Genomic DNA, 21,357 nt, shown 5'->3' on the forward strand with positions numbered 1-21,357 from the left:
ATCCCCTCACGGACCCGCTGCACGACCCCCTCACGGACCCCCTGCCGGACTCCCTCACGGGCCCGTTCACGGACCCGCTGATCGAGGCCGCGGAGCGGACGATCGACGCGGCCGGCATCGGGACGGCTCCGGCCGCGCCGCACACCGCCGCGCCGAGCACCGGCGTGCCGGACTTCTCCGGTGACCCCGACGGCGGCCCCGAGACCGGTGCCGTACCGGTCGGCCGGTCGCCGTACGTCGCCGACGAAGCCCCGGCGGCGCCGGCCCCGGCCGACGGCGGCAGCGCCGAGCACAGCCGGGCGGAGGACACCGAGGAGGAGCCGCCGGTCCGGCGGCTCACCGACATGGGGCTGCCCAAGCGCACGCCCCGCGTCGTGTCGCAGCGGCCGCCGAGCGCGCCGCGGCAGGGCGGTGGGGTGAACGCCGAGGCGCTGCGGCGCCGGCTGGGCGGCTTCCAGCAGGGCGCGCGGGAAGGCCGCCGGGATGTGGAGGCCGAGATCGCTGAGCGCACGGCCGAACAGACCGCCCCACGAACGGACACCGACGGAGCGGGGGCCCCGGGAGAGAGTCACGTTGTCGAGGAGGCACGCGATTGAAGGCGCAAGCGCCCACTGCTTACGGACTGAGTCATCAGGCACGGAATCTGCAGTGGCTGTTGTCCAATCTGGTCGACGAGGTGCCGGGCATCCGTTCGGTGGCCGTGGTGTCGTCGGACGGGCTGCTGCTGCTGGCTTCCGACCCGCTGCTGGCGGAAGGGACCGCTGAGGCCGCGGGACACCGCGGTCCGCGGGGTTCCAGCGCCGACCTGGCCACGATCGTGTCCGGCGTCGGCAGCCTCACCAACGGCGCGGCGAAGCTGATGGACGGCGGCACGGTCAAGCAGACGATGATCGCCATGGACGAGGGCAGTCTGTTCGTCAGTTACATCAGTGACGGTTCGCTGCTCGGCGTGCACGCCACCCCCGACTGCGACATGAGCGTCATCGCCTACCACATGGCGCTCTTCGTCGGCCGGGCCGGCCATGTCCTCACCCCCGAACTCCGCAGCGAACTGCGCAAGTCGATGGAGAGCGCCCAGTGAGTACCGCACCCAAACTCCCCACGCGAGGCGGGGACCGGAAACCCGCCCGCGTGCGGCCGTATTCGCTCACCGGCGGCCGCACCCGCTTCGGCCACGTCCTGTTGGTCGAAACGTTCGTGGCCGCGCTGGAGGCGCCGGAGGAGCGCCGCGAGCTGACCTCCGGCAACTGGGCCGACCGGGTCATGCCCGAGATGCGCGCCATCGTCGAGCTGTGCCGCCGGATGCGGTCCGTCGCGGAGATCTCCGCGCTGCTCAAAATGCCGCTGGGCGTGGTCCGCGTCCTGCTCAGCGACCTCGCCGACCAGGGAAAGATCCGCGTCTACGGCTCCGGGCACGGTACCGGCCAGCCCGACCGCGCGCTGCTTGAGAGGGTGCTGAGTGGACTTCGCAGGCTCTGAGACGATGACGGCGAGCGCCGGGACGCCTGCCGCCGACGAAGGGCTGCAGAGCTGGCAGACGGACCGCACGCAGGCCCCCATCGCCACCAAGATCGTGGTGGCGGGCGGGTTCGGCGTCGGCAAGACGACCTTCGTCGGGTCGGTCTCCGAGATCACGCCGCTGCAGACCGAAGCGGTGATGACGCAGGCCAGCGAGGACACCGACGATCTGACGGCCACCCCGGAGAAGACCACGACCACGGTCGCGATGGACTTCGGCCGCATCACGCTCGACCAGGACCTCGTCCTGTACCTCTTCGGTACCCCGGGTCAGCAGCGGTTCTGGTTCATGTGGGACGACCTGGTCCGGGGTGCCATCGGCGCGATAGTGATGGCGGACACGCGGCGTCTCGAGGACTGCTTCCCCGCTCTCGACTACTTCGAGAGCTGCGGCCTTCCGTACGTCGTCGCCGTCAACCACTTCGAGGGGACCGCCGAATACGCGGCCGAGGATGTGCGCGAGGCCCTTTCCGTTCCGCATGGCGTACCCGTGGTGATCATGGATGCACGCCAGCGGATCACGGTTGTGGAGTCCTTGCTCACCCTCGTCGGGCACGCCCTGCAGATGACCCCCGAATAGGTCCGCACCGCTCGCGGACCCCAGCAGAGAAGAGCACCACCATGCGGAAGATACTCATCGTCGGAGCCGGCCAGTCCGGTCTCCAGCTCGCTCTGGGTCTCCAGTCCCAGGGCTATGAGGTCACCCTCATGTCCAACCGCACCGCCGACGAAATCCGTTCCGGCCGGGTCATGTCGACGCAGTGCATGTTCCACACCGCCCTCCAGTACGAGCGCGACCTCCAGATCAACTTCTGGGAGAGCCAGGCGCCGCGCATCGAGGGCCTGGGCGTCTCCGTGGCGGCACCGGGCAGCTTCGAGTCGCCCGAGGGCTCCCAGCGCGCCATCGACTGGGTCGGCAAGCTGGACGCCTACGCCCAGTCCGTCGACCAGCGCGTGAAGATGGCCGGCTGGATGGAGACCTTCGCGCAGCGCGGCGGCCAGCTCGTCATCCACGGTGCCGCCGTCTCCGACCTCGACTTCTTCGCCTCCCGCTACGACCTGACGCTGGTCTCGGCGGGCAAGGGCGAGCTGGTGTCCATGTTCGGCCGGGACGGCACGCGTTCCCCGTACGACACCCCGCAGCGCGCGCTGGCCGTCGCGTATGTGCACGGCATGGGCCCCCGCCCGGAGCACCCCGAGTTCGACGCGGTCCGCTGCAACCTCGTCCCCGGCGTCGGCGAGCTCTTCGTCATGCCGACCTACACCCTCTCGGGCCGCGCCGACATCCTCTTCTGGGAGGGCATCCCCGGCGGCCCGCTGGACGCCTTCCAGGGCGTCAAGGACCCCAACGAGCACCTGGCGCTGACGCTGGAGCTGCTGGAGAAGTTCCTGCCCTGGGAGTACGCGCGCTGCACCAACGTCGAGCTGACCGACGCCAACGGCACGCTCGCCGGCCGGTACGCGCCGACCGTGCGCAACCCCATAGGCAAGCTGCCCTCGGGCGGTCTGGTGCTCGGCGTCGCCGACGTCGTCGTGGCCAACGACCCGATCACCGGCCAGGGCTCGAACTCCGCTTCCAAGTGCGCCAAGGCGTACCTGGACTCGATCATCGAGCACGGTGACAAGCCGTTCGACGCGGACTTCATGCAGGCCACGTTCGACCGCTACTGGGCCACCGCCCAGCACGTCACCAAGTGGACGAACGCGATGCTGGCGCCGCCGCCGGAGCACGTCCTGAACCTGATCGGCGCGGCCGGTCAGCTGCAGCCCGCGGCCGATCGTTTCGCCAATGGCTTCAACGACCCGTCCGACTTCGAGAACTTCTTCTACGAGCCGGAGAAGACGAACGCGTACCTGGCGTCGCTGACCGGCTGATGGCGCACGTCCGCCGGGCGCACGTCCACACGGCGCGTTTCCGCACGGCACGGCGGGGCGGTTCCCTCGGGGGGAGCCGCCCCGCCGCCGTGCGCGGGACTGTGCCGCGGGTGCTCAGTTCCCGGGCGCCGTCGCGTCGCCGTAGCCCGTGTCGTCCCCGTCCGTGGCGCCCTCCGGCAGCTCCGGCGGGGTGTAGTTCTTGAGCCCTGCCGCGCCCTCGTCCGGGCGGACGGCGCCCAGCAGCGGGTTGGCGGCGATCGGGGAGATCTTGACCTTGGCGCCGGGGCGCGGGGCCTGCACGACCATGCCGTCCCCGAGGTACATCGCCACATGCGTCGCGCCGGGGAAGTAGATCACCAGATCGCCGGGGCGCAGCTCGCGCAGGCTGACGCGCGGCAGCTGCTTCCACTGCTCCTGGCTCGTCCGCGGGATCGGCTTGCCGGCCTTGGCCCACGCCTGTGAGGTGAGCCCCGAGCAGTCGAAGGAGTCCGGGCCCTCGGCGCCCCACACATACGGCTTGCCGACCTGCGTCAGCGCGTACGCCATCGCCCGCTGTCCGCCCTTGGACGGGGCCTGCGGGCCGCCGAGCTTGCCGGAGCCGAGGAACGCCTGCTGCGCGTCCTCCATGCCGGCCCGCTCCAGCCGGCTCAGCTCCGCGAGCTGCTCCGGCGAGAGCGAGGAGAGCATCGCCTCGACCTCCCGCAGCCGCTCCTCGACCGTCGCCTTCTGCTTCTTCCGCCGGTCGGCCAGGGACTTCTTCTTCTCCAGCGCCTTCTTGGCGTCGGTCGCCAGCTTGTCCGCCTTCGCGGCGCTGCCGGCGAGCCGGGTGACCGTGTCCGCCTGGTGGCCGGCCGCCTCCTCGAGCAGATGGCCGCGGTCCAGGGCCTGCTCGGGGTCCTTGGAGAGCAGGAACTGCACGTACGGCGAGAGGCCGCCGGGCCCGGAGCCCGTGTACTGCTGGCGGGCCAGCCGGCCGGCGTCCGCACGCCCCTGCGCCAGGTCCGAGCGCGCCACCCGCAGCCGTCCGTCGAGCTTCTTCGACAGCTTGGCCTGCGCCTTGAGGTCCTCCTCCGTGGCGTTGTACGCCTCGGTGGCCGCCTCCGTCTGCTGGTAGAGCTTCTGCAGCCGGGTCAGCAGCTCGCTCACGGGGATGTCGGGCGGCGCGGCGGGCCCGGCCATCGCGTACACAGGTGTCGCGGGTAGTGCCACGGCGACGGCGCCCAGCAACGCCACCGAACCCATCGACCGCCGGAACCGTCCCCGCACCGCGCCACCTCCGCTCTGGTCCGACCATCCGACTGGTTCGGATGGTTCGGATAGTTCCATGGGTCACGCCTTCCCGCCGGGGGAGCGGGCGAACCGGGGGACGGGCATCACCCGATCGGCGGCCGTCGTGCGGGCCGCCGACGTAAGGGAAAAACGACCGGCGGGCGGCAGGAGTTCCGTCAATGCGCGCGTTTCCACGGCCATTTGGGCCGCCCCGCGCCGGGCTGTGCTTCCGCGGCTTCCGCGTCGTAGGCGTACACCCAGCCGCGCGGCAGCCCCAGCCGGCCGGCCGGGCCGGGCTCGCGCCGGTAGACGTGCACCGTCTCCGGCGCGCCGGCCTCCCCGGGGACGGGGATCTCGTACCGGGCGGGCGGCCGGCCGGTCGCGCCGACCAGGACGGGGAGCACCCGCCCGTCCAGCGGGCCGCCGACGAAGGGCGTGTTCTCGCTTCTCACGCGGCCAGTGTCACATCACGGCCGGCCGGGCGGGATCAGAGCAGGTGGGCGGCGCCCGACAGGGCCGGGACCAGCCGCCGCGCGAGGAGGCCGACCGGCCCGTCGGCGGTCTCCGTGGCCAGCGCGGCGGCCGCGGCCCGCGCGGTCTCCTCGTCCGTCGCCGAGGTCGCGACGAACAGCGCGACGAAGTGGTCGACGAGCCAGTCGCGCAGCTCGTCCAGCGGTACCTGCTTCTCCTCGTCGACCCAGATCAGCGAGGCCGCCTCGACGGCGGTGATCCACGTACGGACCATCATCCGCAGCCGCGGGCCGGGCTCCGGCGCGCCCAGGTGGCGCAGGATCTGCTCGGCGGCGGTGCGCCGCACCTCATCGACGATGGCGCTGGTGCGGGCCGTCTCCACGACGCTGCCGCCCTGCAGCAGCGCGCTGAATCCGGTGTCGTGCTGGTCGACGAAGGCGAGGTAGCGGTCCAGTGCGCGGGCCAGCCGCAGCGTGAGCGGGCCGGTCTCCGCCTCGGCGAAGCAGCCTTCGAGGTTGTCGGCCGCGCTGCGCAGCGCGGCTTCGTACAACTGCTGCTTGCCGCCGGGGAAGTACCGGTAGACCAGCGGCCGGGAGACCTGGGCCGCGTTCGCCACGTCGTCCAACGACACGTCCTCCGGCGCCCGTTGGGCGAAGAGGCCGAGGGCCGCCGCCAGCAGCTGGGCGCGCCGCTCCGCCACGCTCAGCCGCCGGTACGCGGGGCGGGGGACTGCTGGGGCGGTGCCGCTGCCGTTCATGGACAGCAGCGTAACTGCCCTTCGGTCCGGGCCGCCTGGGTGTCCAGCGCGGCGCGGAGCCAGTCGTGGACGGCGCCGAGGGTGGGTTCGGGGCCGGACACCTCGGCGTGCAGCTGCCAGTAGCGCGCGATGTACGGGTCGGCGGCGAGCTGGTGGCCGAGCCGGTGGCGGAAGGCGGGGGTGTCGCGCAGCCCGCGGGCGCGGGCATGGGCGGCGACGAAACAGTCGAGCGCCTCGCCCTCGTGCGGTGCGCGCCGCGCCCGCAGCGCCGACGCGGCGAGCGCGGCGGCCTCGGTGAGGCCGTCGTAGAGCACGCCCAGGTGGTAGCCCAGCTCCGGCCGGTGCGCCGCGGGCTGGCAGTAGTCGGCGTCGGGGCGGGGGATGGCGGTGACGAGGGCGTGCAGCCGGGCGAAGGCCAGTACCTGGGCGGGGGTCGGGTCCGCGGGCGGCTGCGGAACGGACTCGTCGACGATCGCGGAGGCCAGCCGGGCCGGGAGCCGTGCGGGCAGCCAGGACCGCCAGAAGCGGGCCGGCACCGCCGTGCTCGGCGGGGCGGTCACGGAACCGAGGAGGCGCAGCCGCTCGGGCCGTTCTTCGGGGGCGCAGTCCCGGAGGAGGTGGAGGGCGGCCTCCCGCCAGCGCAGGGCGGCCAGCCGCGGGCCGAGCTCCCGCAACTGCCCGGCGACGACGTCCTCCAGTACGTCCCCCAGCGCGTCCTCCCGCTCCAGCACCCGTCCCACGTCCGGGACGGGCAGGTCCAGGGTGCGCAGCGAGCGGATCAGGCGGAGCCGGTCGAGGGCCTCGGGCCCGTACCGCCGGTGGCCCCCGGCGCTGCGCGCGGCCTCGGGCAGCAGGCCGCGGTCCGAGTAGAAGCGCACGGTCTTGACGGTGACGCCCGCCTGTTCGGCCAGCTCACCGATGCTCCACATGCCGTCGGACAGCACTGCTTGAACCTCCCTCAGGGGGAGCTCCTACGGTACCGGCGAGCGCGGCCGGCCGACGGGGCCGGGCGCGGGGGACCGAGGCGCGCGAGGAGAGATTCATGACGGCATTCGTCCTGGTGTCGGGCAGTTACACCGGCGGCTGGGTGTGGTGGGAGGTGGCCGCCCGGCTGCGGGAGTCGGGCGCCGAGGTGCATCCGGCGACGCTCACCGGCATGGGGGATCGCCGCCATCTGGCGGGCCCCGGCACGGACCTGGAGACCCATGTCGAGGATGTGGTCCAGCTGCTGGACCACATGGACGAGCCGGAGGCCGTGCTCGTCGGCCACTGCTACGGCATCCACCCGGTGCTCGGCGCGGCCGGCCGGCGCCCGGAGCGGGTCGCCCGGGTCGTGTACCTGGACGCGGGGATGCCCCAGGACGGCGATCCGGCGCTCCGGTTGGTGCCCGATCCGGTGGTCCGTGACCGGCTGCTGGGCGAGGGTGAGGGCGAGGGCGACCGTCCGGCCGACGTCTGGCGGCTGCCCCCGCCGGCGGCCGGCGAGTGGCAGCGCTGGGGCAGCACCGCCGGTCTCTCCGCAGCCGATCTGGCGCGGCTGACGCGCCTCGCCGCACCCCAGCCGCGGGGCACCCTCACCCAGCCGCTCCGCCTTCCGGAAGCGGCCGCCGCGCTGCCGGTGACCGGCGTCTTCTGCACCGCCAACGGGGCGAGCATCGCGGCGGCCGAGATGATGGTCGGGTTCGGGGATCCCCGCCTCCAGGCGCTCGTCGACCCCCGGGTGACCTTCTTCGAACTGGACACCGGGCACTGGCCGATGCTCTCCGCGCCCGACGAGCTGGCCGGGGTGCTGCTGAAGGCCGCGGCGGGTGAGGGATACCGGCTGCCCGCGACGTTGCGGGAGAAGCCCGCCCATCTGCGGCCGTTCCTGCTGGACGTACCGGAGCGGCGCCGCGAACGCATCGGGCGGGTCGACCTCCACCTGCCGGACGACGTGCCCGCCGACCCGGCGGAGGTGGACCGCCCGCGCCCCGCGGTGGTGTTCGTGCACGGCGGCCCGGTGCCTCCCGGCGTCGCCCCGACACCGCGCGACTGGCCGACCCTCGTGGGCTACGGGCGGTACGCGGCGGGCCTGGGCGCGATCGGCGTCACGCTCGACCACCGGCTGCACGCCCTCACCGACTACCCGCGTGCCGCCGAGGACCTCGCCGAGGCGATCGACCTGGTACGGGCCGACCCCCGTGTCGATGAGGACCGCATCGCGCTGTGGCACTTCTCCGCGGGCGGGCTGCTGCTGGCGGACTGGCTCGCGGCGCCGCCGCCGTGGCTGCGGTGCGTGGCGGCCAGCTACCCGGTTCTCGCACCGCCGCCGAGCTGGGGTCCGGTCGAGTCCCGGTTCCGCCCCGTGACGGCGGTGCGCGGCGCGGGGCGGCTGCCGGTCGTGCTGACCCGGGTGGGGCAGGAACGCCCGAAGTTCGCGGCGACGGTCGAGGAGTTCCTGGCCGCCGCCGCGGACTGCGGTGCCGAGGTCGAGGTGGTCGACATCCCGCAGGGGCATCACGGGTTCGAGACCCTGGACCACACCGACGAGGCGCGCGCGGCCGTGGAACGAGCGGCGCGGTCGGTACTGGGGCACCTGCGCGGCTGAGCGGGCGCCGGGCGGCGGTCGGTGGCCGGTGGCCGGTTTCGCGACCGTCACCACCGCCGCCGTCCGCCTCACGCCAGCAGGCCGGAGCTCTTCCAGAGCTTGCGGCCCACGCCGCGCATCACGCCGATCTCGTCCAGGAAGTCGGTGAGCCGCTTGGCGCCGCTCTGCATGACCTCGCGGCGGTGGCCGCTGGCCTTCACCTGCGCGACGGCCTCCCGGCGGTCCAGGCCGACGTTCGTGTACACCTGCGGGTTGACGAAGGCCACGGAGAAGACGCGGGCGGCCTCGCCGGAGGAGATGCGCGTTAGTTCCTGCTCCCAGCGGGGCGCGCGGACCATCTGGCGGCGCAGCTCCTCGCGGGCGTACCGGACGTGCCGGGCCTCCTCCACGACGTGGATGCGGGTGACGCCGCGTACGAGGGTCTGCACCCGCTCGTCCGGGAAGGTCAGCCGCTGCATCCAGTCCAGGATCTCCTCGCCCAGCAGCGTGCAGGCGAAGGAACCGGGCGTGGTGGAGACGGTCTTGAGGATCCGCGCGAGGTTGTGGTTGAAGCGGGAGACGGGGTACGTGGGCGCGCCGCCCGTCTGGATCAGCCGCGCGAACATCTTGGAGTGCCGGCACTCGTCGGCTATCTCGGTCAGCGCGTACCGGACGTGGGCGCTGGTGACGGACTTGTCGTAGATGTGCCGGACGAGGAGCTGCATGAGGATGATCTCGAACCAGATGCCCAGCGAGGCGAGCGACGCCGCCTCGTGCCGGGCGAGGTCCATCCGCTGCTCCTCCGACATCTTCTTCCACAGGGGCGTGTCGTAGAGCGAGACGAGCTCCGGAGGCCAGAACCACTTGCCGTCCTCGATCGGCGCGTCCCAGTCGAGCTCGGTGTCCGGGTCGAAGGAGTGCTTGGCGGAGGAGTCCAGCAGGCGTTCGGCAACCTGCTCACGGTCCTTGAGCAGTCCGAGTGCGTCCCGCAGCGCCTCGGTGTCCGCCGTGCTGATGTCAGGAGCTGTCGTCATGGCTGTGGCTACCTCGCTCGTGGGGTTACCGGCGGTCACGTCTTATGAGACTGCGCGTCAGTAAGGGCGTCAATCCCCTGCACACGACTTCTTGACCCCCCGGTAAGGAGCGTGTGAGCCTGCCAACTACCGCACGCGCTGCGGCATTCGGTGATCCGAGGAGGCTCCCCATGTCCACCCGCGAGCTCTACACGACCGACCCCGGCGACCCGCTGTGGCAGGTGCCGGCCACCGGTGCCGCCCGCTTCACCTGGGAGTACGACGACGGCCGCGACCGCCTCCTCGCCCTGTACAAGAAGGGCAAGGACAAGCAGTGGGACGCCGATCTGCGCATCGACTGGGACCTGGAGGTCGATCCGCACGACCCGCTCGGCACCCCCGACGAGGCCATGTCCCTTTACGGCACGAAATACTGGGACCGGATGACGGCCAAGGAGCGCGGGGAGCTGCGGCAGCACTACGCCTCCTGGCAGTTCAGCCAGTTCCTCCACGGTGAGCAGGGCGCGATGGTCTGCGCGGCGCGGATCGTCGAATCCGTCCCGGACCTGGACGCGAAGTTCTACTCCGCGACGCAGACCATGGACGAGGCGCGGCACGCCGAGATCTACAGCCGCTTCCTCCAGGAGAAGGTCGGGATGCTCTACCCGATCAACGACAACCTGCAGTCACTGCTGAACGACACCCTCGAGGACTCCCGCTGGGACATGCCCTACCTCGGCATGCAGGTCCTCATCGAGGGCCTGGCCCTGGCCGCCTTCGGCATGATCCGCGACACCACGAACAAGCCGCTGCCGAAGCAGATACTCGCGTACGTCATGCAGGACGAGGCCCGTCACGTCGCCTTCGGCCGCATGGCCCTCCGGGACTACTACAAGCAGCTCACCGAGGCCGAGCTCCGCGAACGCGAGGAGTTCGTCATCGAGGGCTGCTACCTGATGCGCGACCGGTTGCGCGGCCTCGAAGTACTGGAGAACTGGGGCATACCCAAGGCCGAGGCGGAGCAGTTCACCGAGCAGTCCGAATTCCTGCACCTCTTCCGCAAGCTGCTCTTCAGCCGCATCGTCCCGTGCGTGAAGGACATCGGCCTCTGGGGCAAGCGCCTCCAGCAGGCGTACCTCGACATGGGCGTCTTCGACCTCGGCGACTCCAACCTGGACCTCCTCATGGCCCAGGACGAGGAGCTCGCCGAGAAGCTGGACGCGGAACGCTTCGCGGCCGAGGAGGCGGCCCGCACGGCGGAGGTGACCGAGGCGATCACCCGGGGCGGCGCGACCGGACGCTGAGCCGGTCGCGCCGCATCGCGGTCAGCGGCGGCCCGAGCGGGCCAGCCAGCGGCCCTCGTGGCGGGTGACCTCGATGGGGCGGCCGAAGCAGGCCGTCATGCCTGCGTCGGTCAGTACGTCCTCCACCGGGCCCTTCGCCTGGACGCGGCCGTCGCGCAGCAGGACCGCGTGGCCGATGGCCGGGGACAGCTCCTCCAGGTGGTGGGTGACGGTGACCGTCGCCAGCTCCGGGCGGTTCAGGGCCAGTTCGTGCATAGTGTCGATCAGGTCCTCGCGGGACGGCAGGTCGAGCGCGTTGAACGGCTCGTCGAGCAGCAGCAGCGAGGGGTCGGCCATCAGCGCGCGGGCGATCAGGAGCCGGGCCCGCTGCCCGCCGGAGCACACCCCGTACGGCCGGTCCGCCAGCTCCTTGCAGTCCAGCTCGGTCAGCAGGGCGTGCGCGCGCTCCCGCGTGGCCTCGTCGTACTTCTTCCACAGCGGCTGGACCGTGCCGGTCGCGCCGGTGAGGACGACGGTGTGCCCGGGCAGGTCCACCGGCACCTTCTGCGCGCTGGAGACCAGGCCGATCGCGGCGCGCAGCTCCCGTACGTCGACCGTGCCGAGCCGGTGCCCGAGCACCTCGACGGTGCCGGTGGTGGGGAACATCGTCGCGCCGACGAGGCGGAGGATCGTGGTCTTGCCCGCGCCGTTCGCGCCGAGGAGCGCCCAGTGCTCCCCGCTGCGTACGGACCAGTCGATGCCGTCGAGGATGGTCTGTCCAGTGGTCATGCGGCGGACGCCGGCCCCCGAAAGGGCAGCGATCACGCGCGCCTGGGTGTCGTCCGTTGGGCTCATGCGCGGCAGGTTAGCTGCATTGGGCATGTTTATGTGGGGCGGTCCGTGGACTGGACGGGGCGCACCGGCTTTCAGCCAGTGAGGCCCAGCAGCCCGCGCATCCGTGCGTACTTCGCCGTCAGCCGCTCCCGGGTCGCCGCGTCCAGGACCGCCAGCCGGTCCGGATCCGCGTTGTGCGCGAGGTCGGCCTCCTTGACCAGCAGCGCGCCGGGCGTGGCCAGGATGCGCGCGGCGTACTCCTCCGGCGGTTCCCCGGCCCGCTTCGTCACGGCCAGCACCATGTCCTTCGTGGCCGGCGAGAGCGCGGCCCCCGCCAGCCACTCACCGGACACTGCGGCGTCCTCCACGGAGTCGTGCAGCCAGGCCGCCGCGATCTGCTCGTCGCTGCCGCCGCGCGCCCGCACGCCGGCCGCCACGGCGGCCAGATGCTCGGCGTACGGGCGCCCCGCCTTGTCGGTCTGCCCCTCGTGCGCCCGGCGCGCGAGCGCTTCGACCTCGGGCAGTGTCAGCAGCGTCACGTCACTCATGGGCCCATTGTGGCGGGCCCGCTCAGCGCGCGGCCCCCGGGTCGTACTTCGCCAGCGAGCTCTTGACCTCCTTGGCGTGCGGGCCCTCCCACCAGGGGATCGTCTCGACCAGCACCGGCTTGGTCCCGGAGGCCAGGACCAGAGCCCGGCCCGGCGGCATGGACCCCAGGTCGGAGACGTGCAGGACACGCTCGCGGCGGGTGGACTCGTTGACCGTACGGTGGCCCGACCAGCCGCCGAACTCCGACTCGCGCGTCGTCTGGTAGTCGGTGAGGTCGAACTCGCCCGCCAGCTCCGAGAGATCACCGAGGAACTTGGTGTCGGAGACGCCGCCGCCGTAGACCCGGACGTTCGCCGCGGACCACAGCTTCTCCATGCCGCGCTCGCCCCAGACCTCGATGCCCTGGGCCCAGGACTGCAGGATCGTCATCAGGATGATGCCGCGCGATCCGTAGTGCGAGTACAGGTCGGGGAGGTTCCGCCAGCGGCAGACGTTCGCGGCCTCGTCGAGCACGCCGACCAGCGGCACGGGCAGTCGCCCGCCGCGCTGCGTGGTCGCGTACTCCTCGGCGGCCTCCACGACCGCCACGGTCAGCGCCGTCACCAGCGGGCCCGCGGAGTCCCGGCCCTCGCGGGAGAGCGAGTACAGCGCCCCGCCGGTCCGGACGAACTCGTGCGGATCGAATTCGGGCAGCGGCGCCCCGGGCGACGGCGTCACCCAGCGGTTCACCTCCGGGTTGATCAGGCAGGACGCCATCTGCTGCGCGACGCCGTAGATGCCGCTGCGCTGCTTGTCGGGCGCGTTGACCACGCCGTACACACCGTCGGCGGGCATGACGTGGCCCGCGCCCCGCAGGATGCGCTCGGGGGTGTCGTCCTTGGGGTTGGACAGCCAGGTGTAGATCTGCGTGATCGGCATGCCGGCGGTGGCCGCCGCCAGCAGCAGGTTCGCCAGCAGATCCTGGCCCGCCGGGTCGAAGAACGCGTCGGTCGACGCCTCGGCGTCCCGCGAGCCGGACGCGAAATGGTCCGCCATCTTGCGGGCCTTGGCGATGTCCGTGACGTAGGTGAGCGGGTTCCACCACCAGCTCGGGGCCTCCTGCGCGACCTGCTGCGGGTCGAACACCCATACAGGGCCGCGCGCCGCACGCGGCCCGCGGGTCGCGTCCACGATGTCCCGCTTGTTGGAGGTCACCAGCACCGCGCCGGGCGCGTCCAGGATCGCCGGAATGGCCCGCCGCGTGGTCTTACCGGTACGCGGCCCCCAGATGTCGACATGCATGTCCTCGAACGAGCCGAACAGCGGCTGCTTGCCGCGCACCGACCGGCCGATGAACACGCCCGGCACGCTGACCTGGGCCCCCAGCCGCTCGGCCGTGGCCGCCGCGCCCTGCATGGTGAGCTTCCCCAGCTCCTCCCGCTGGGCCAGGTGCCGGGCCGCGCCGTCGACCTTGGGCCTGTTGCGCCGCTTCTGCGCCACGCGGTGCACCGCGAGCCCGGCGAGGGCCAGTAGCACCGCCTCACCGGCGGCGATGGCGCTGGCGGCGCCGCCCGGCCAGGTGTAGTCACCCTTGACGAGCGCGACGACGAACGTCAGCGGATTCCCCGCCGGGGCGGGTCCGCCCGAGGCCGCCGCACCGCCCATCGCCGCCAGCCACGCGGCACACACGGCCAGCAGCACGACCGCGACGAGAAGGAAGATCTCCACCGTCCAGTCGTCCTCGGCCCGAGGCTTCTTCTGCTGTTCCACGGTCACGTGCGTGGGGTCCTTTCTGCGTGCTGGGTCGCGAAGACGAAGAAGCCGTTGCCGGCATTGACGACGGCGTAGCCGTTGCGGGAGAACTCGGGCAGCTTCTCGATCCCGGTCCGCAGGAGCTTCTTGTCGCGCATGCGGAGCGCGGCGGGCCCGCTCTCGTCCAGCTCCGCGTAGAGCACACCGTTGCCGGGCAGCGCCACCGGGCGGATGTTCTGCTCGCCCTCGGCCTGCCGCCACAGCTCCTTGCCCGACCCGGTGTCCCAGGCCACGGCGCCTTCGCCGTACTGGGTCACGACGGTCCTGCCGTCGGGCGAGACGGCGGCGGCATCGTCGTCGGTGCCGGTGCTGTAGTCGCTCGCCGGCCCTTCGGTGAGCCGCCGGCCGGTCTTCGCGTCGATGATCGTGAGGACGCCGCCCCTGCTCTCCTCGGCGTAGACGGACCAGCCGAGTACGGCCCTGCCCTCCTGCAGCGGAGCGATCCAGGAGCTCGTCCCGGTCTCCTCGTCCAGCTGCTCACGGATGGCGGCCGGCGGCTCCAGCTCCTCGGTGCTCCACAGCTTCTTGCCGGTACGGGCATCGGTGGCCACCAGCCACTCGGCTGACGGCTGGTAGGAGACGTCCGAGGAGATGCTGACACCGAAGCCCGCGTCGATCCTCGTCCCGAGCTCGGTCTCCCCCTTGAGCGCGGTCCCGACCGTCTTCCCGGCGCCGATCGGCACGTACTTCCGGTCGTCCCCGTCCCCGTCCCCGTCCGCCACCAGGTAACCCCTGCGGACCGGCAGTCCGTCATAGGCGTCGTCGTCGAAGGCGGAGCTGCCGAGCTTCCTGCCCGACGGGTCGTACATCGTGAAGACGCTCCGCAGCCGCTCCTTCTCCAGCCCGTCGGCAGGGGTGTGCACACGACTGCGCACCAGCAGCGCGGGGGAGCCGTCCTTCCACTCGCCGACCTGGACGTGTTCCGCGGCGGTCGTGCCCGCGGAGTCCGCGGTGTCGCCGGGGTCCGCCGCGACCCGCACCGTCAGCTTCTTGCGGACGGTGCCGGTCTTCAGATCGCGGAGCCGGACGGTGAACCGGGTCCCGGTGGCGCCTTCCTTCCGCGGCTCTTCCACGACCAGCGCCGAGGCGTCGCCCACGACGCACCGCTCGTCCTCCGCCCGGCCGTTGCTCACCGTCCCCGCGTAGCCCGGGCAGCTGCCGGCCTCTTCGGACGACAGGCTCCAGGACGCTTCGGCAGCCAGCCCGGGGATGGCCTTTCCGGTCCATGCGGGGCCCTTGCGCGCGGTGGGCGCGCCCTCCTTCCCGGCCCGGTCACCGGTCGCCGGCGCGTCCGGGCCACCGCACCCGGCCACCAGCCCCATGACCAGGGCGGCGCCGAGGACCGCCGTGCTGCGTGTCTGCCATTTCACCGTCTTCACTCTGCTTTCCCGTGCCCGGCTCAGGCGTCCCCGTGGCCGTCGCCCTCGACGGCGTTGGTGCCCTGGGGGATCGGTACGCGGTACACGTGCGTGATCTTGTCCTGGTAGTCCCAGTTGCTGAACTCCACGGACTTGCCCGGCCGCGGCGCGTGAATGATCTTGTGGCCCTTGGGGTCCCAGACCATGCCGACGTGTTCGGAGCCGCGCGAGCTCGGGTTGAAGAAGATCAGGTCGCCGGGCTGCGCCTCGCTCAGGGAGATCTCGTACTTCTTGAGGTACGGCTCCTGGGAGAAGGTCGTGCCGGTGATATCGATCTTGCCGCCGCTCGCCTGGTAGTACGCCCACTGCACGAAGCTGGAGCAGTCGAAGCTGGTGGGGTTCCGCCCCTGCAGACGCGGCGCGCCCAGCACGTACGGGACGCCGACGCCCCGCTGCGCCCAGCCGAGCACCGCCCGGATCACCGGGTCGTCCGAGTCGGGCAGCACGCCGGAGGCGCCCGCGCCGTCGGGAGCGACCGCCGGACCGTCGTGGTCCTTCGCGCAGTTGGCGAACTGCGCGTCCCGGCCCTCCTGGCCGTCCTCCGAGCCGGGCACCGGGCCGTAGTCCGGGTTGGCGGTGATCTTGCCCGCCATCCACTGCTCCGGGTCGACCATGCCGGGGCCGTTGTCCCGGCCGCCGACCCAGGGGCTGTCCACGCCCGGCTTCAGGACCTCCCAGTGCAGGTGGGGACCGGTGACATTGCCGGTCGCGCCGACGGTGCCGATCTGCTGCCCGCGCTGCACCTGCTGGCCGGCCTTGACCATGATCCGGGTCTGGTGCGCGTAGAGAGTGATCACTCCGCCCGCGTGCTCGATGTTGGTCTCGTTGCCGTACGAGCCGCCGCTGCGGGCCTTGGTGACCTTGCCGTCGGCCGGTGCGTAGATCGGCGTACCGCTGTCCGCGACGAGGTCGAGGCCCGTGTGGTAGCCGAGGCTCCACATGTTGCCCCGCTGGTGGTACTTGGTGCCGATCTGGTAGGTGCCCTTCTTCATGGGCCACTGCCAGTCCTTGCCCGCGGCCGACGGCTGCGGCTTGGCGAGCGGCTGCGCGTGGGCGGCCGGAACCATGGCCGGGGCGGCCGCGGGGGAGACCTCGTACGCCGCCTGCTCGGTGGAGCCCTCGTCGCCGTCCAGCGGCGGGGTGGACCAGGACCGGGCGGCCGTCGCGCTGATGCTCAGCGCCCGGCCGGGGTTCGCGTTGTTGTTGACCGGCTCGGGAATGTCGGACTGCTGGCCCAGGGTGGGGAAGTCCGGGTTCTTCTCGATGGTCTCCTTCAGGTGCGCGTACCAGCGCTTGATCAGGTCCTTGTCGCCGGTCAGGGTGCCGCGGTAGCGCGCCGCCTGGGTGAGGACCACCCGCATGTAGATCGTGTTGCTCGTCGACGAGCCGGAGTAGATGCGGAGCGCCTCGGCTGCGTTGGTCTCGGCGTGCTTCGCGTGCAGGTAGTTGGCCGCGGCGTAGGCGGCGTCGTCGATGTTGTACAGGTCCTGCTTGCCGTCGCCGTTGCCGTCGGCGCCGTAGTCGTGCCAGGCCGGCTTGCCGAACTGGAGGATGCCCATGTACCCGAGGCTGTTCTTGCCGCCGGGCGCCGCGGACTTGTCCTGGCCGAACTTGGTCTCCTGGTACATCTGCCCGGCGATGAGCGTCCAGTCGAGCCCCTTGTAGCGGGCGGCGGCCCGCATCGAGGCGAGGATCATCCTGGGCGGTATCTCATTGCGCGCCGTCTCGCTCGGCATGTACATCTTGCCCGCCGGCATGATCGGGTTGGTCGCCGCCGAGGGGCCCGTACTGCCGGAGTTGGCGTTGTCGTTGTAGTCGGCGCAGGCCGCGCCCGCCGTGCCGCCGCCCATGCCGCCCACCAGCGAACTGATGAGCACCAGGATCAGGAAGCCGATGCCCGCGACGGACAGCGCGCTTCCGCCGCCCCCCAGGATCAGCAGCCACTTGGTGCTGCTGCTCTTCTTGTTGTTGCCCCCGCCCCCGTCACCGGCAGCCAGCTGAGCCATCTTCTTGGCTGTCTTCGCTGCCTTCGCGGCCTTGGCGGCGGCGGCCAGAACCGCTGGCGCCACCATCAGCGGCTCACTCTCCCGTCTGGTCGGAGGCGCCCACGTTGCCGAGGCCGAAGATGTCGAATCCCGAGACGCGCCACTGGCCGTCGCTCTCCTGCACGGTCACCAGCCAGGTGTTGGTCTCCTCGCTCGCCTCGCCGTCGAGGGTGCGCCGCGCGGTCACCTCCACGACGCTGGAGACCGACTGGCCGCTGCCGCGCGCCAGGTCGTCGGCGATCATGGCGTCGCGCTTGACCACGGCGGTGCCCTCGGACACGCACTTCGACGCCTTGCAGGTGGCCCACTCCTTGCCGCTCGGCAGCCTGGTCTCCTGCTTCATCGCGCTGTCGCGATTGGTCAGTTCGAGCAGGGGCGGTACCCAGGTACCGGCTGCCGAGGTGTGGCGGTAGGTCGAGATGCCGGCCATGTACCGGGCCATGACGTCGTGCGCTTCGGCGAGGTCGGCGCGGGACATGATCGGGGCCGGGCCGTCGTCACCCGCACTTGAGCCGCCGGTGCCTTCCGCCGCCGCGCCTCCGGAGGCCGTGGGCGCCGGAGTGACCGGACCACCCGCCTCCGCGTCGTCCTCGTCGTCGAAGAGGGTGAATACCGCCAGCACCACGACCAGGAGAAAGCCGAGCAGTCCGAGGGCGAGCAGCCCCTTGCGCTTGTTTTCCGCGTCCGACTCCACGGCCCCGCGTCCCCCTTGTGTTCTGCTGCCGGTCCGGCGGTGGGCAATGTTGACCGGAACACGATAGGTCGGGGCTGTAGCAGTGCGGCCGCCGCGTTTTCCGAAGTACCGCGGCACTTTCCTCTTCGGGGAATTCCTTTCCTTGAATTTCCTCGAAGAGGAAAACCGGGGGTGGAAATCAGGACGGCCGCGGATCCACGGGCAGCGGGTCGAACGGGTAGGCCGTGTGCCCGTCCTTGGGCGAGCAGGCGGCGAACGGCCCCAGGTCCGGATCCATCAGTACGCGCAGATGGGGGTCGGCGTGATGGAGCCACCAGGTCGACATGCCCAGCGCGGTGTCGTGCCGCAGATGCTCGAAGGCCAGCCAGACCGCCGACAGCCGGGCACCCGCCTCCGGGTGCTCCCACCAGCGCGGACACCAGGTCGCGACGGAGCCGTTGAGCCGCCGGCGGAGCACCTGGGCCAGGTAGTCGGACACGAACGCGTAGACGTCGGGAAAGAGGAACTCCGCCTCGCCCCGGGAGGCTTCTTCTGCTGCGGTCACGAGGTCTCCTGAAGTCAGGCGAGGAAGACGCCGAGTACGAGGAGCGCCACGACCACCGCGCCCATGATGATGCGGGCACTGGGGTCGTCCCGTTCCCACAGGTCGTGGACCAGCGCCCAGCCGGTGAGACGGGCGGCCCGGCCGTTGTGCACCGTGGCCTCCTCGGGCTCCTCCTCCGGCGCCTCCATGTGCTCGGCGGCGCCGGGGGAAGCGTCGAGTCCGGCGGGCACGCCCTGCTGCTCCTGCGCCACCAGCACCATGGCCTCCAGGAGTTCGGGCATGGTGTGCGGAGTGAGGGGGTACGCCACCGTGCCGTACTGCGTCTGCATGCACAGCTGGGCCTGCCACGGGTTGCCGGGCTGGTAGCCGGCGACCCAGGCGTGCTGCGCCGCCAGCGTCTGCGGCGCGGCGGCGGGCTGCGCGTAACCCTGGGCACGCGGATCGTCCGGCTGCGGGTGCGCGTACTGCTCGCTCAACTCTCGTCCTTCGCCAGGGCTGTCGGATCGGGGGCGCCGGATGGACGGGCCCCGCCGCATTGTCGCGAAAGGCTGTGTCAGTGGCGCCGGACGCGGCTCCGGTTTTCCTCACCGCAATTCCTCGCGTTTTCCTCCCGCCTGCCGGACGAGGAAAACAACGGCATTGCTGCGACAAGTATTTGCCACACTGCACGGGCACCTGGCTGAACGGGGGCCCGCCACGAACAATGCGGCGGCCGGTGACCGAACGCGTTGGAGAAACCGACTCGATGACAGACCACAACAGCCCTGCTGGCGCGGTCGGCGGTGGCCAGCCTTCCGGGCACCCCGCTCCCTTCGGTCATCCTGCGGAACAGAGCGGTACGCAGCAGTCGCCCCAGCAGCAGCCGCCTCAGCAACAGCAGTACGGCCAGTACCCGGGCTATCAGCAGAACCAGCCGCAGGGACAGCCCCCGCAGCAGGCTCCGATGCCCTCGGACGCCGCGCGGGCGCAGGTCGCCGCGGCCTGGGTGCGCAGGGCGCCGCAGGCCGCCGTGCCGCCGGGCCAGGCGGCGGTCCCCACCCTCCCGCCGCGCAGCTCCGCCGGCTCCGGCAAGGACGCCAAGAAGGAGAAGCGGGAACGGGTCAGGGCCGAGCGCAAGGCGGAGTACGAGCGCAAGAAGGCGGCCCGGGAACAGCGGAAGCCGGGCGGCAAGCCGGGCGCCGCCACCGCGGCGGCGGGCAGCGCGGCCGGTACCGGGAAGTCGTTCGACGTCCCCAAGGCCGGCGGCCGTATCCCGTCGGGCCGGCGTACTCACGTGGCGCTGCGTGCCACGCTGATGATCGCCACCTGTGCGCTCGCGCTCGGCTCCTGCGGTGTCATGGGCCTGGTGATCGGCAAGTCCGGCGCGCCGCAGGCGGCCGCGCTGGACGCGGCGGAGGCCGAGAAGTACCGGCTGACGCGGTTCCCGACGCAGACCGCCGCCACGTTCGCCGAGCACTACGCCCTGCTGTGCCTGACCTACTCGCCGCAGACGTCGGAGAACCGGCGCAAGGCGCTGGCGCGGTTCGCCTCTGCGGGAGTGGACGCCGACTGCGGCTGGAGCGGGGACGGCAGTCAGCGGGCCGTCGTCGCCAACTGGGACGGCACCGTCGAGAAGCTGCCCGAGTACGGGGAGCACGGCCGCTACCTGGGCATCCAGGTCCGGCTGAGCGACGGCCGGCTCACCACCCTCTCCGTACCGGTGTACGTGAAGGACCTCACGCACGGCGAGGGCATGCGGATCGCCGGCAACGTCGGCGAGATGCCCCTCCCGGCCCGCGGCTCGGCCCCGCCGGTCGACGAGGACGACCAGGTCGTGGACGACGTCCTGTCCGCGCAGCTCCAGAAGAAGGTGCTGCCGGGCTACTTCGAGGCGTGGGGCCGCTCCGACGCCACGGCGATGACCCGCTTCACGACGCCGGACGCCACCTCAGCCGCCACCTCCGGCCTGCAGAGCGCGCTCGCCGAGCCGCAGGTCAACGAGGTCCAGGCGCTGGCGCCCGAGGGCTCCGACGACGGCGACACGATCTCGTACAGGACGGACCAGGCCGTACAGGCGCGGGTGACGGTCGACTGGACGGACGCCGACGGCGGCACCGTCCGGCGCGCGTACCGGATGACGGTCGTCAACACCGAACAGGGCTGGTTCATCAAGGACATCAGGGGTGGCGTCCTCGACCCCGAGGGCGGCGCCGCCGACGCGGGCGAGGCGACTCCGGCTCCGGAGGAGAGCGCCGGCTCCGGCGACACCGCGGAGACCGAGCCGTCCACCGAGCCCACCAGCAAGAAGGGCAAGGAGTCCGCCGGCGGCAAGAAGCGCGCCGGCAAGGACGACTGACCCCCGCACCACAGGCCGGCGCCGTGCCGTCCCGGACCGCCGGCCACTCCGCTCCCCCTCAGTACTTGAAAGGAACACGCCATGTATCTGGCAGCCACCACCATGAACGAGATGTTCGGCAACATCCAGGACATCCTCCGCAACGCGGGCACGATGGTCGCGGTCATCGCCCTGCTGATCCTCGGTATCCGCATGCTGCTCTCGATGAAGCGCGGCGACGGGATGCGCGAGGCGTTCCAGGGCTTCGGCATGATCGCGCTGGCCGCGCTGATCATCGGTGGCGCCACCGGCCTCGCGTCCGTGCTGATCGGCCTCGGCGAGCAGATCGGCGGCAAGGGCTGACCTACAGGGCCCCCGGGCCCGCAGGATCACCCGATTCCGACCGCCAGACCTGA

21 protein-coding genes and 1 pseudogene are annotated in these 21,357 nt (G+C 71.8%); 9 read left to right on the forward strand and 13 right to left on the reverse strand.

Annotated features, from left to right (window positions below; all coding sequences use genetic code 11):
* The 5 genes and pseudogenes from CCS38_RS14020 to CCS38_RS14040 form a co-directional block, all read left to right on the forward strand.
* Positions 1–596 (forward strand): annotated as a pseudogene (locus CCS38_RS14020) (sensor histidine kinase); the annotation flags it as partial.
* Positions 593–1,081: a roadblock/LC7 domain-containing protein gene (locus CCS38_RS14025; RefSeq protein ID WP_223733586.1), complete on the forward strand. Its 489-nt coding sequence runs from the start codon at positions 593–595 to the stop codon at positions 1,079–1,081. The pseudogene CCS38_RS14020 and the gene CCS38_RS14025, both read left to right, overlap by 4 nt.
* Positions 1,078–1,479 (forward strand): DUF742 domain-containing protein, encoded by a 402-nt coding sequence (locus CCS38_RS14030; RefSeq protein WP_030258778.1) that lies wholly within the window; start codon positions 1,078–1,080, stop codon positions 1,477–1,479. The genes CCS38_RS14025 and CCS38_RS14030 overlap by 4 nt, the downstream gene beginning before the upstream one ends.
* Positions 1,480–1,483: 4 nt before the next feature.
* Positions 1,484–2,098, forward strand: coding sequence for a GTP-binding protein (locus CCS38_RS14035; protein ID WP_223733587.1), 615 nt, complete (start codon positions 1,484–1,486; stop codon positions 2,096–2,098).
* Between the two features lie 41 nt (positions 2,099–2,139).
* Positions 2,140–3,393, forward strand: a complete 1,254-nt coding sequence (locus CCS38_RS14040; RefSeq protein WP_223733588.1) for a styrene monooxygenase/indole monooxygenase family protein — start codon at positions 2,140–2,142, stop codon at positions 3,391–3,393.
* Positions 3,394–3,507: 114 nt separating this feature from the next.
* Here CCS38_RS14040 and CCS38_RS14045 read toward each other — a convergent pair whose 3' ends face one another.
* The 4 genes from CCS38_RS14045 to CCS38_RS14060 form a co-directional block, all read right to left on the reverse strand.
* Positions 3,508–4,635: a C40 family peptidase gene (locus CCS38_RS14045; protein ID WP_263302036.1), complete on the reverse strand. Its 1,128-nt coding sequence runs from the start codon at positions 4,633–4,635 to the stop codon at positions 3,508–3,510.
* 203 nt (positions 4,636–4,838) lie between these two features.
* Positions 4,839–5,114: a DUF8847 domain-containing protein gene (locus CCS38_RS14050; protein WP_223733590.1), complete on the reverse strand. Its 276-nt coding sequence runs from the start codon at positions 5,112–5,114 to the stop codon at positions 4,839–4,841.
* A gap of 35 nt (positions 5,115–5,149) precedes the next feature.
* On the reverse strand, positions 5,150–5,890 hold the full coding sequence (locus CCS38_RS14055) for a TetR/AcrR family transcriptional regulator (protein ID WP_223733591.1): 741 nt from the start codon (positions 5,888–5,890) through the stop codon (positions 5,150–5,152).
* On the reverse strand, positions 5,887–6,819 hold the full coding sequence (locus CCS38_RS14060) for a helix-turn-helix domain-containing protein (RefSeq protein WP_263302038.1): 933 nt from the start codon (positions 6,817–6,819) through the stop codon (positions 5,887–5,889). Before CCS38_RS14060 ends, CCS38_RS14055 begins: the two co-directional genes overlap by 4 nt.
* 113 nt (positions 6,820–6,932) lie before the next feature.
* Here CCS38_RS14060 and CCS38_RS14065 point away from each other — a divergent pair, with 113 nt between their 5' ends.
* Positions 6,933–8,477, forward strand: coding sequence for an alpha/beta fold hydrolase (locus tag CCS38_RS14065; RefSeq protein WP_223733593.1), 1,545 nt, complete (start codon positions 6,933–6,935; stop codon positions 8,475–8,477).
* Between the two features lie 68 nt (positions 8,478–8,545).
* On the opposite strand, the gene CCS38_RS14070 is transcribed toward CCS38_RS14065, so the two are convergent.
* Entirely contained in the window at positions 8,546–9,490 is a 945-nt protein-coding gene (locus CCS38_RS14070; RefSeq protein WP_223733594.1) for an AurF N-oxygenase family protein, read from the reverse strand.
* 170 nt (positions 9,491–9,660) lie between these two features.
* On the opposite strand from CCS38_RS14070, the gene CCS38_RS14075 reads away from it, so the two are divergent.
* Complete coding sequence (locus CCS38_RS14075) at positions 9,661–10,773, forward strand: ferritin-like domain-containing protein (RefSeq protein ID WP_223733595.1); 1,113 nt, start codon at positions 9,661–9,663, stop codon at positions 10,771–10,773.
* Positions 10,774–10,794: 21 nt separating this feature from the next.
* Here CCS38_RS14075 and CCS38_RS14080 read toward each other — a convergent pair whose 3' ends face one another.
* The 8 genes from CCS38_RS14080 to CCS38_RS14115 form a co-directional block, all read right to left on the reverse strand.
* On the reverse strand, positions 10,795–11,607 hold the full coding sequence (locus CCS38_RS14080; protein ID WP_223733596.1) for an ABC transporter ATP-binding protein: 813 nt from the start codon (positions 11,605–11,607) through the stop codon (positions 10,795–10,797).
* 71 nt (positions 11,608–11,678) lie between these two features.
* Positions 11,679–12,134 carry an HD domain-containing protein gene (locus CCS38_RS14085; RefSeq protein WP_223733597.1) on the reverse strand — a complete coding sequence of 152 codons (456 nt, stop codon included), beginning with the start codon at positions 12,132–12,134 and terminating at the stop codon, positions 11,679–11,681.
* A gap of 22 nt (positions 12,135–12,156) precedes the next feature.
* Positions 12,157–13,890 (reverse strand): type IV secretory system conjugative DNA transfer family protein, encoded by a 1,734-nt coding sequence (locus CCS38_RS14090; protein WP_223733598.1) that lies wholly within the window; start codon positions 13,888–13,890, stop codon positions 12,157–12,159.
* On the reverse strand, positions 13,887–15,296 hold the full coding sequence (locus CCS38_RS35540; RefSeq protein WP_223733599.1) for an outer membrane protein assembly factor BamB family protein: 1,410 nt from the start codon (positions 15,294–15,296) through the stop codon (positions 13,887–13,889). The genes CCS38_RS14090 and CCS38_RS35540 overlap by 4 nt, the downstream gene beginning before the upstream one ends.
* Positions 15,297–15,325: 29 nt before the next feature.
* A complete protein-coding gene (locus CCS38_RS14100) occupies positions 15,326–17,416 on the reverse strand; it encodes a peptidoglycan DD-metalloendopeptidase family protein (protein ID WP_223733600.1) in 2,091 nt (696 codons plus the stop codon).
* 7 nt (positions 17,417–17,423) lie between these two features.
* A complete protein-coding gene (locus CCS38_RS14105; RefSeq protein WP_223733601.1) occupies positions 17,424–18,083 on the reverse strand; it encodes a hypothetical protein in 660 nt (219 codons plus the stop codon).
* Positions 18,084–18,261: 178 nt separating this feature from the next.
* Positions 18,262–18,627: a DUF4913 domain-containing protein gene (locus CCS38_RS14110; protein ID WP_223733602.1), complete on the reverse strand. Its 366-nt coding sequence runs from the start codon at positions 18,625–18,627 to the stop codon at positions 18,262–18,264.
* Between the two features lie 14 nt (positions 18,628–18,641).
* Positions 18,642–19,103, reverse strand: a complete 462-nt coding sequence (locus CCS38_RS14115; RefSeq protein ID WP_223733603.1) for a hypothetical protein — start codon at positions 19,101–19,103, stop codon at positions 18,642–18,644.
* A 269-nt stretch (positions 19,104–19,372) separates the two neighbouring features.
* On the opposite strand from CCS38_RS14115, the gene CCS38_RS14120 reads away from it, so the two are divergent.
* Both CCS38_RS14120 and CCS38_RS14125 read left to right on the forward strand, forming a co-directional pair.
* Complete coding sequence (locus tag CCS38_RS14120) at positions 19,373–20,962, forward strand: conjugal transfer protein (RefSeq protein ID WP_223733604.1); 1,590 nt, start codon at positions 19,373–19,375, stop codon at positions 20,960–20,962.
* Between the two features lie 81 nt (positions 20,963–21,043).
* Complete coding sequence (locus tag CCS38_RS14125; RefSeq protein ID WP_030258718.1) at positions 21,044–21,304, forward strand: TrbC/VirB2 family protein; 261 nt, start codon at positions 21,044–21,046, stop codon at positions 21,302–21,304.
* Positions 21,305–21,357: the final 53 nt, after the last annotated feature.

The organism is Streptomyces purpurogeneiscleroticus, from assembly GCF_020024005.1.
GTDB lineage: Bacteria > Actinomycetota > Actinomycetes > Streptomycetales > Streptomycetaceae > Streptomyces > Streptomyces purpurogeneiscleroticus.

Excerpts from the sequence above, each read along its gene's own strand:
- CCS38_RS14070 (WP_223733594.1), bottom strand. The coding sequence starts at position 9,490 with ATGACGACAGCTCCTGACATCAGCACGGCGGACACCGAGGCGCTGCGG.
- CCS38_RS14125 (WP_030258718.1), top strand. The coding sequence starts at position 21,044 with ATGTATCTGGCAGCCACCACCATGAACGAGATGTTCGGCAACATCCAG.
- CCS38_RS14060 (WP_263302038.1), bottom strand. The coding sequence starts at position 6,819 with ATGTGGAGCATCGGTGAGCTGGCCGAACAGGCGGGCGTCACCGTCAAG.
- CCS38_RS14035 (WP_223733587.1), top strand. The coding sequence starts at position 1,484 with ATGACGGCGAGCGCCGGGACGCCTGCCGCCGACGAAGGGCTGCAGAGC.
- CCS38_RS14080 (WP_223733596.1), bottom strand. The coding sequence starts at position 11,607 with ATGAGCCCAACGGACGACACCCAGGCGCGCGTGATCGCTGCCCTTTCG.
- CCS38_RS14045 (WP_263302036.1), bottom strand. The coding sequence starts at position 4,635 with ATGGGTTCGGTGGCGTTGCTGGGCGCCGTCGCCGTGGCACTACCCGCG.
- CCS38_RS14065 (WP_223733593.1), top strand. The coding sequence starts at position 6,933 with ATGACGGCATTCGTCCTGGTGTCGGGCAGTTACACCGGCGGCTGGGTG.
- CCS38_RS14040 (WP_223733588.1), top strand. The coding sequence starts at position 2,140 with ATGCGGAAGATACTCATCGTCGGAGCCGGCCAGTCCGGTCTCCAGCTC.
- CCS38_RS14075 (WP_223733595.1), top strand. The coding sequence starts at position 9,661 with ATGTCCACCCGCGAGCTCTACACGACCGACCCCGGCGACCCGCTGTGG.
- CCS38_RS14100 (WP_223733600.1), bottom strand. The coding sequence starts at position 17,416 with ATGGTGGCGCCAGCGGTTCTGGCCGCCGCCGCCAAGGCCGCGAAGGCA.
- CCS38_RS14085 (WP_223733597.1), bottom strand. The coding sequence starts at position 12,134 with ATGAGTGACGTGACGCTGCTGACACTGCCCGAGGTCGAAGCGCTCGCG.
- CCS38_RS14055 (WP_223733591.1), bottom strand. The coding sequence starts at position 5,890 with ATGAACGGCAGCGGCACCGCCCCAGCAGTCCCCCGCCCCGCGTACCGG.
- CCS38_RS14120 (WP_223733604.1), top strand. The coding sequence starts at position 19,373 with ATGACAGACCACAACAGCCCTGCTGGCGCGGTCGGCGGTGGCCAGCCT.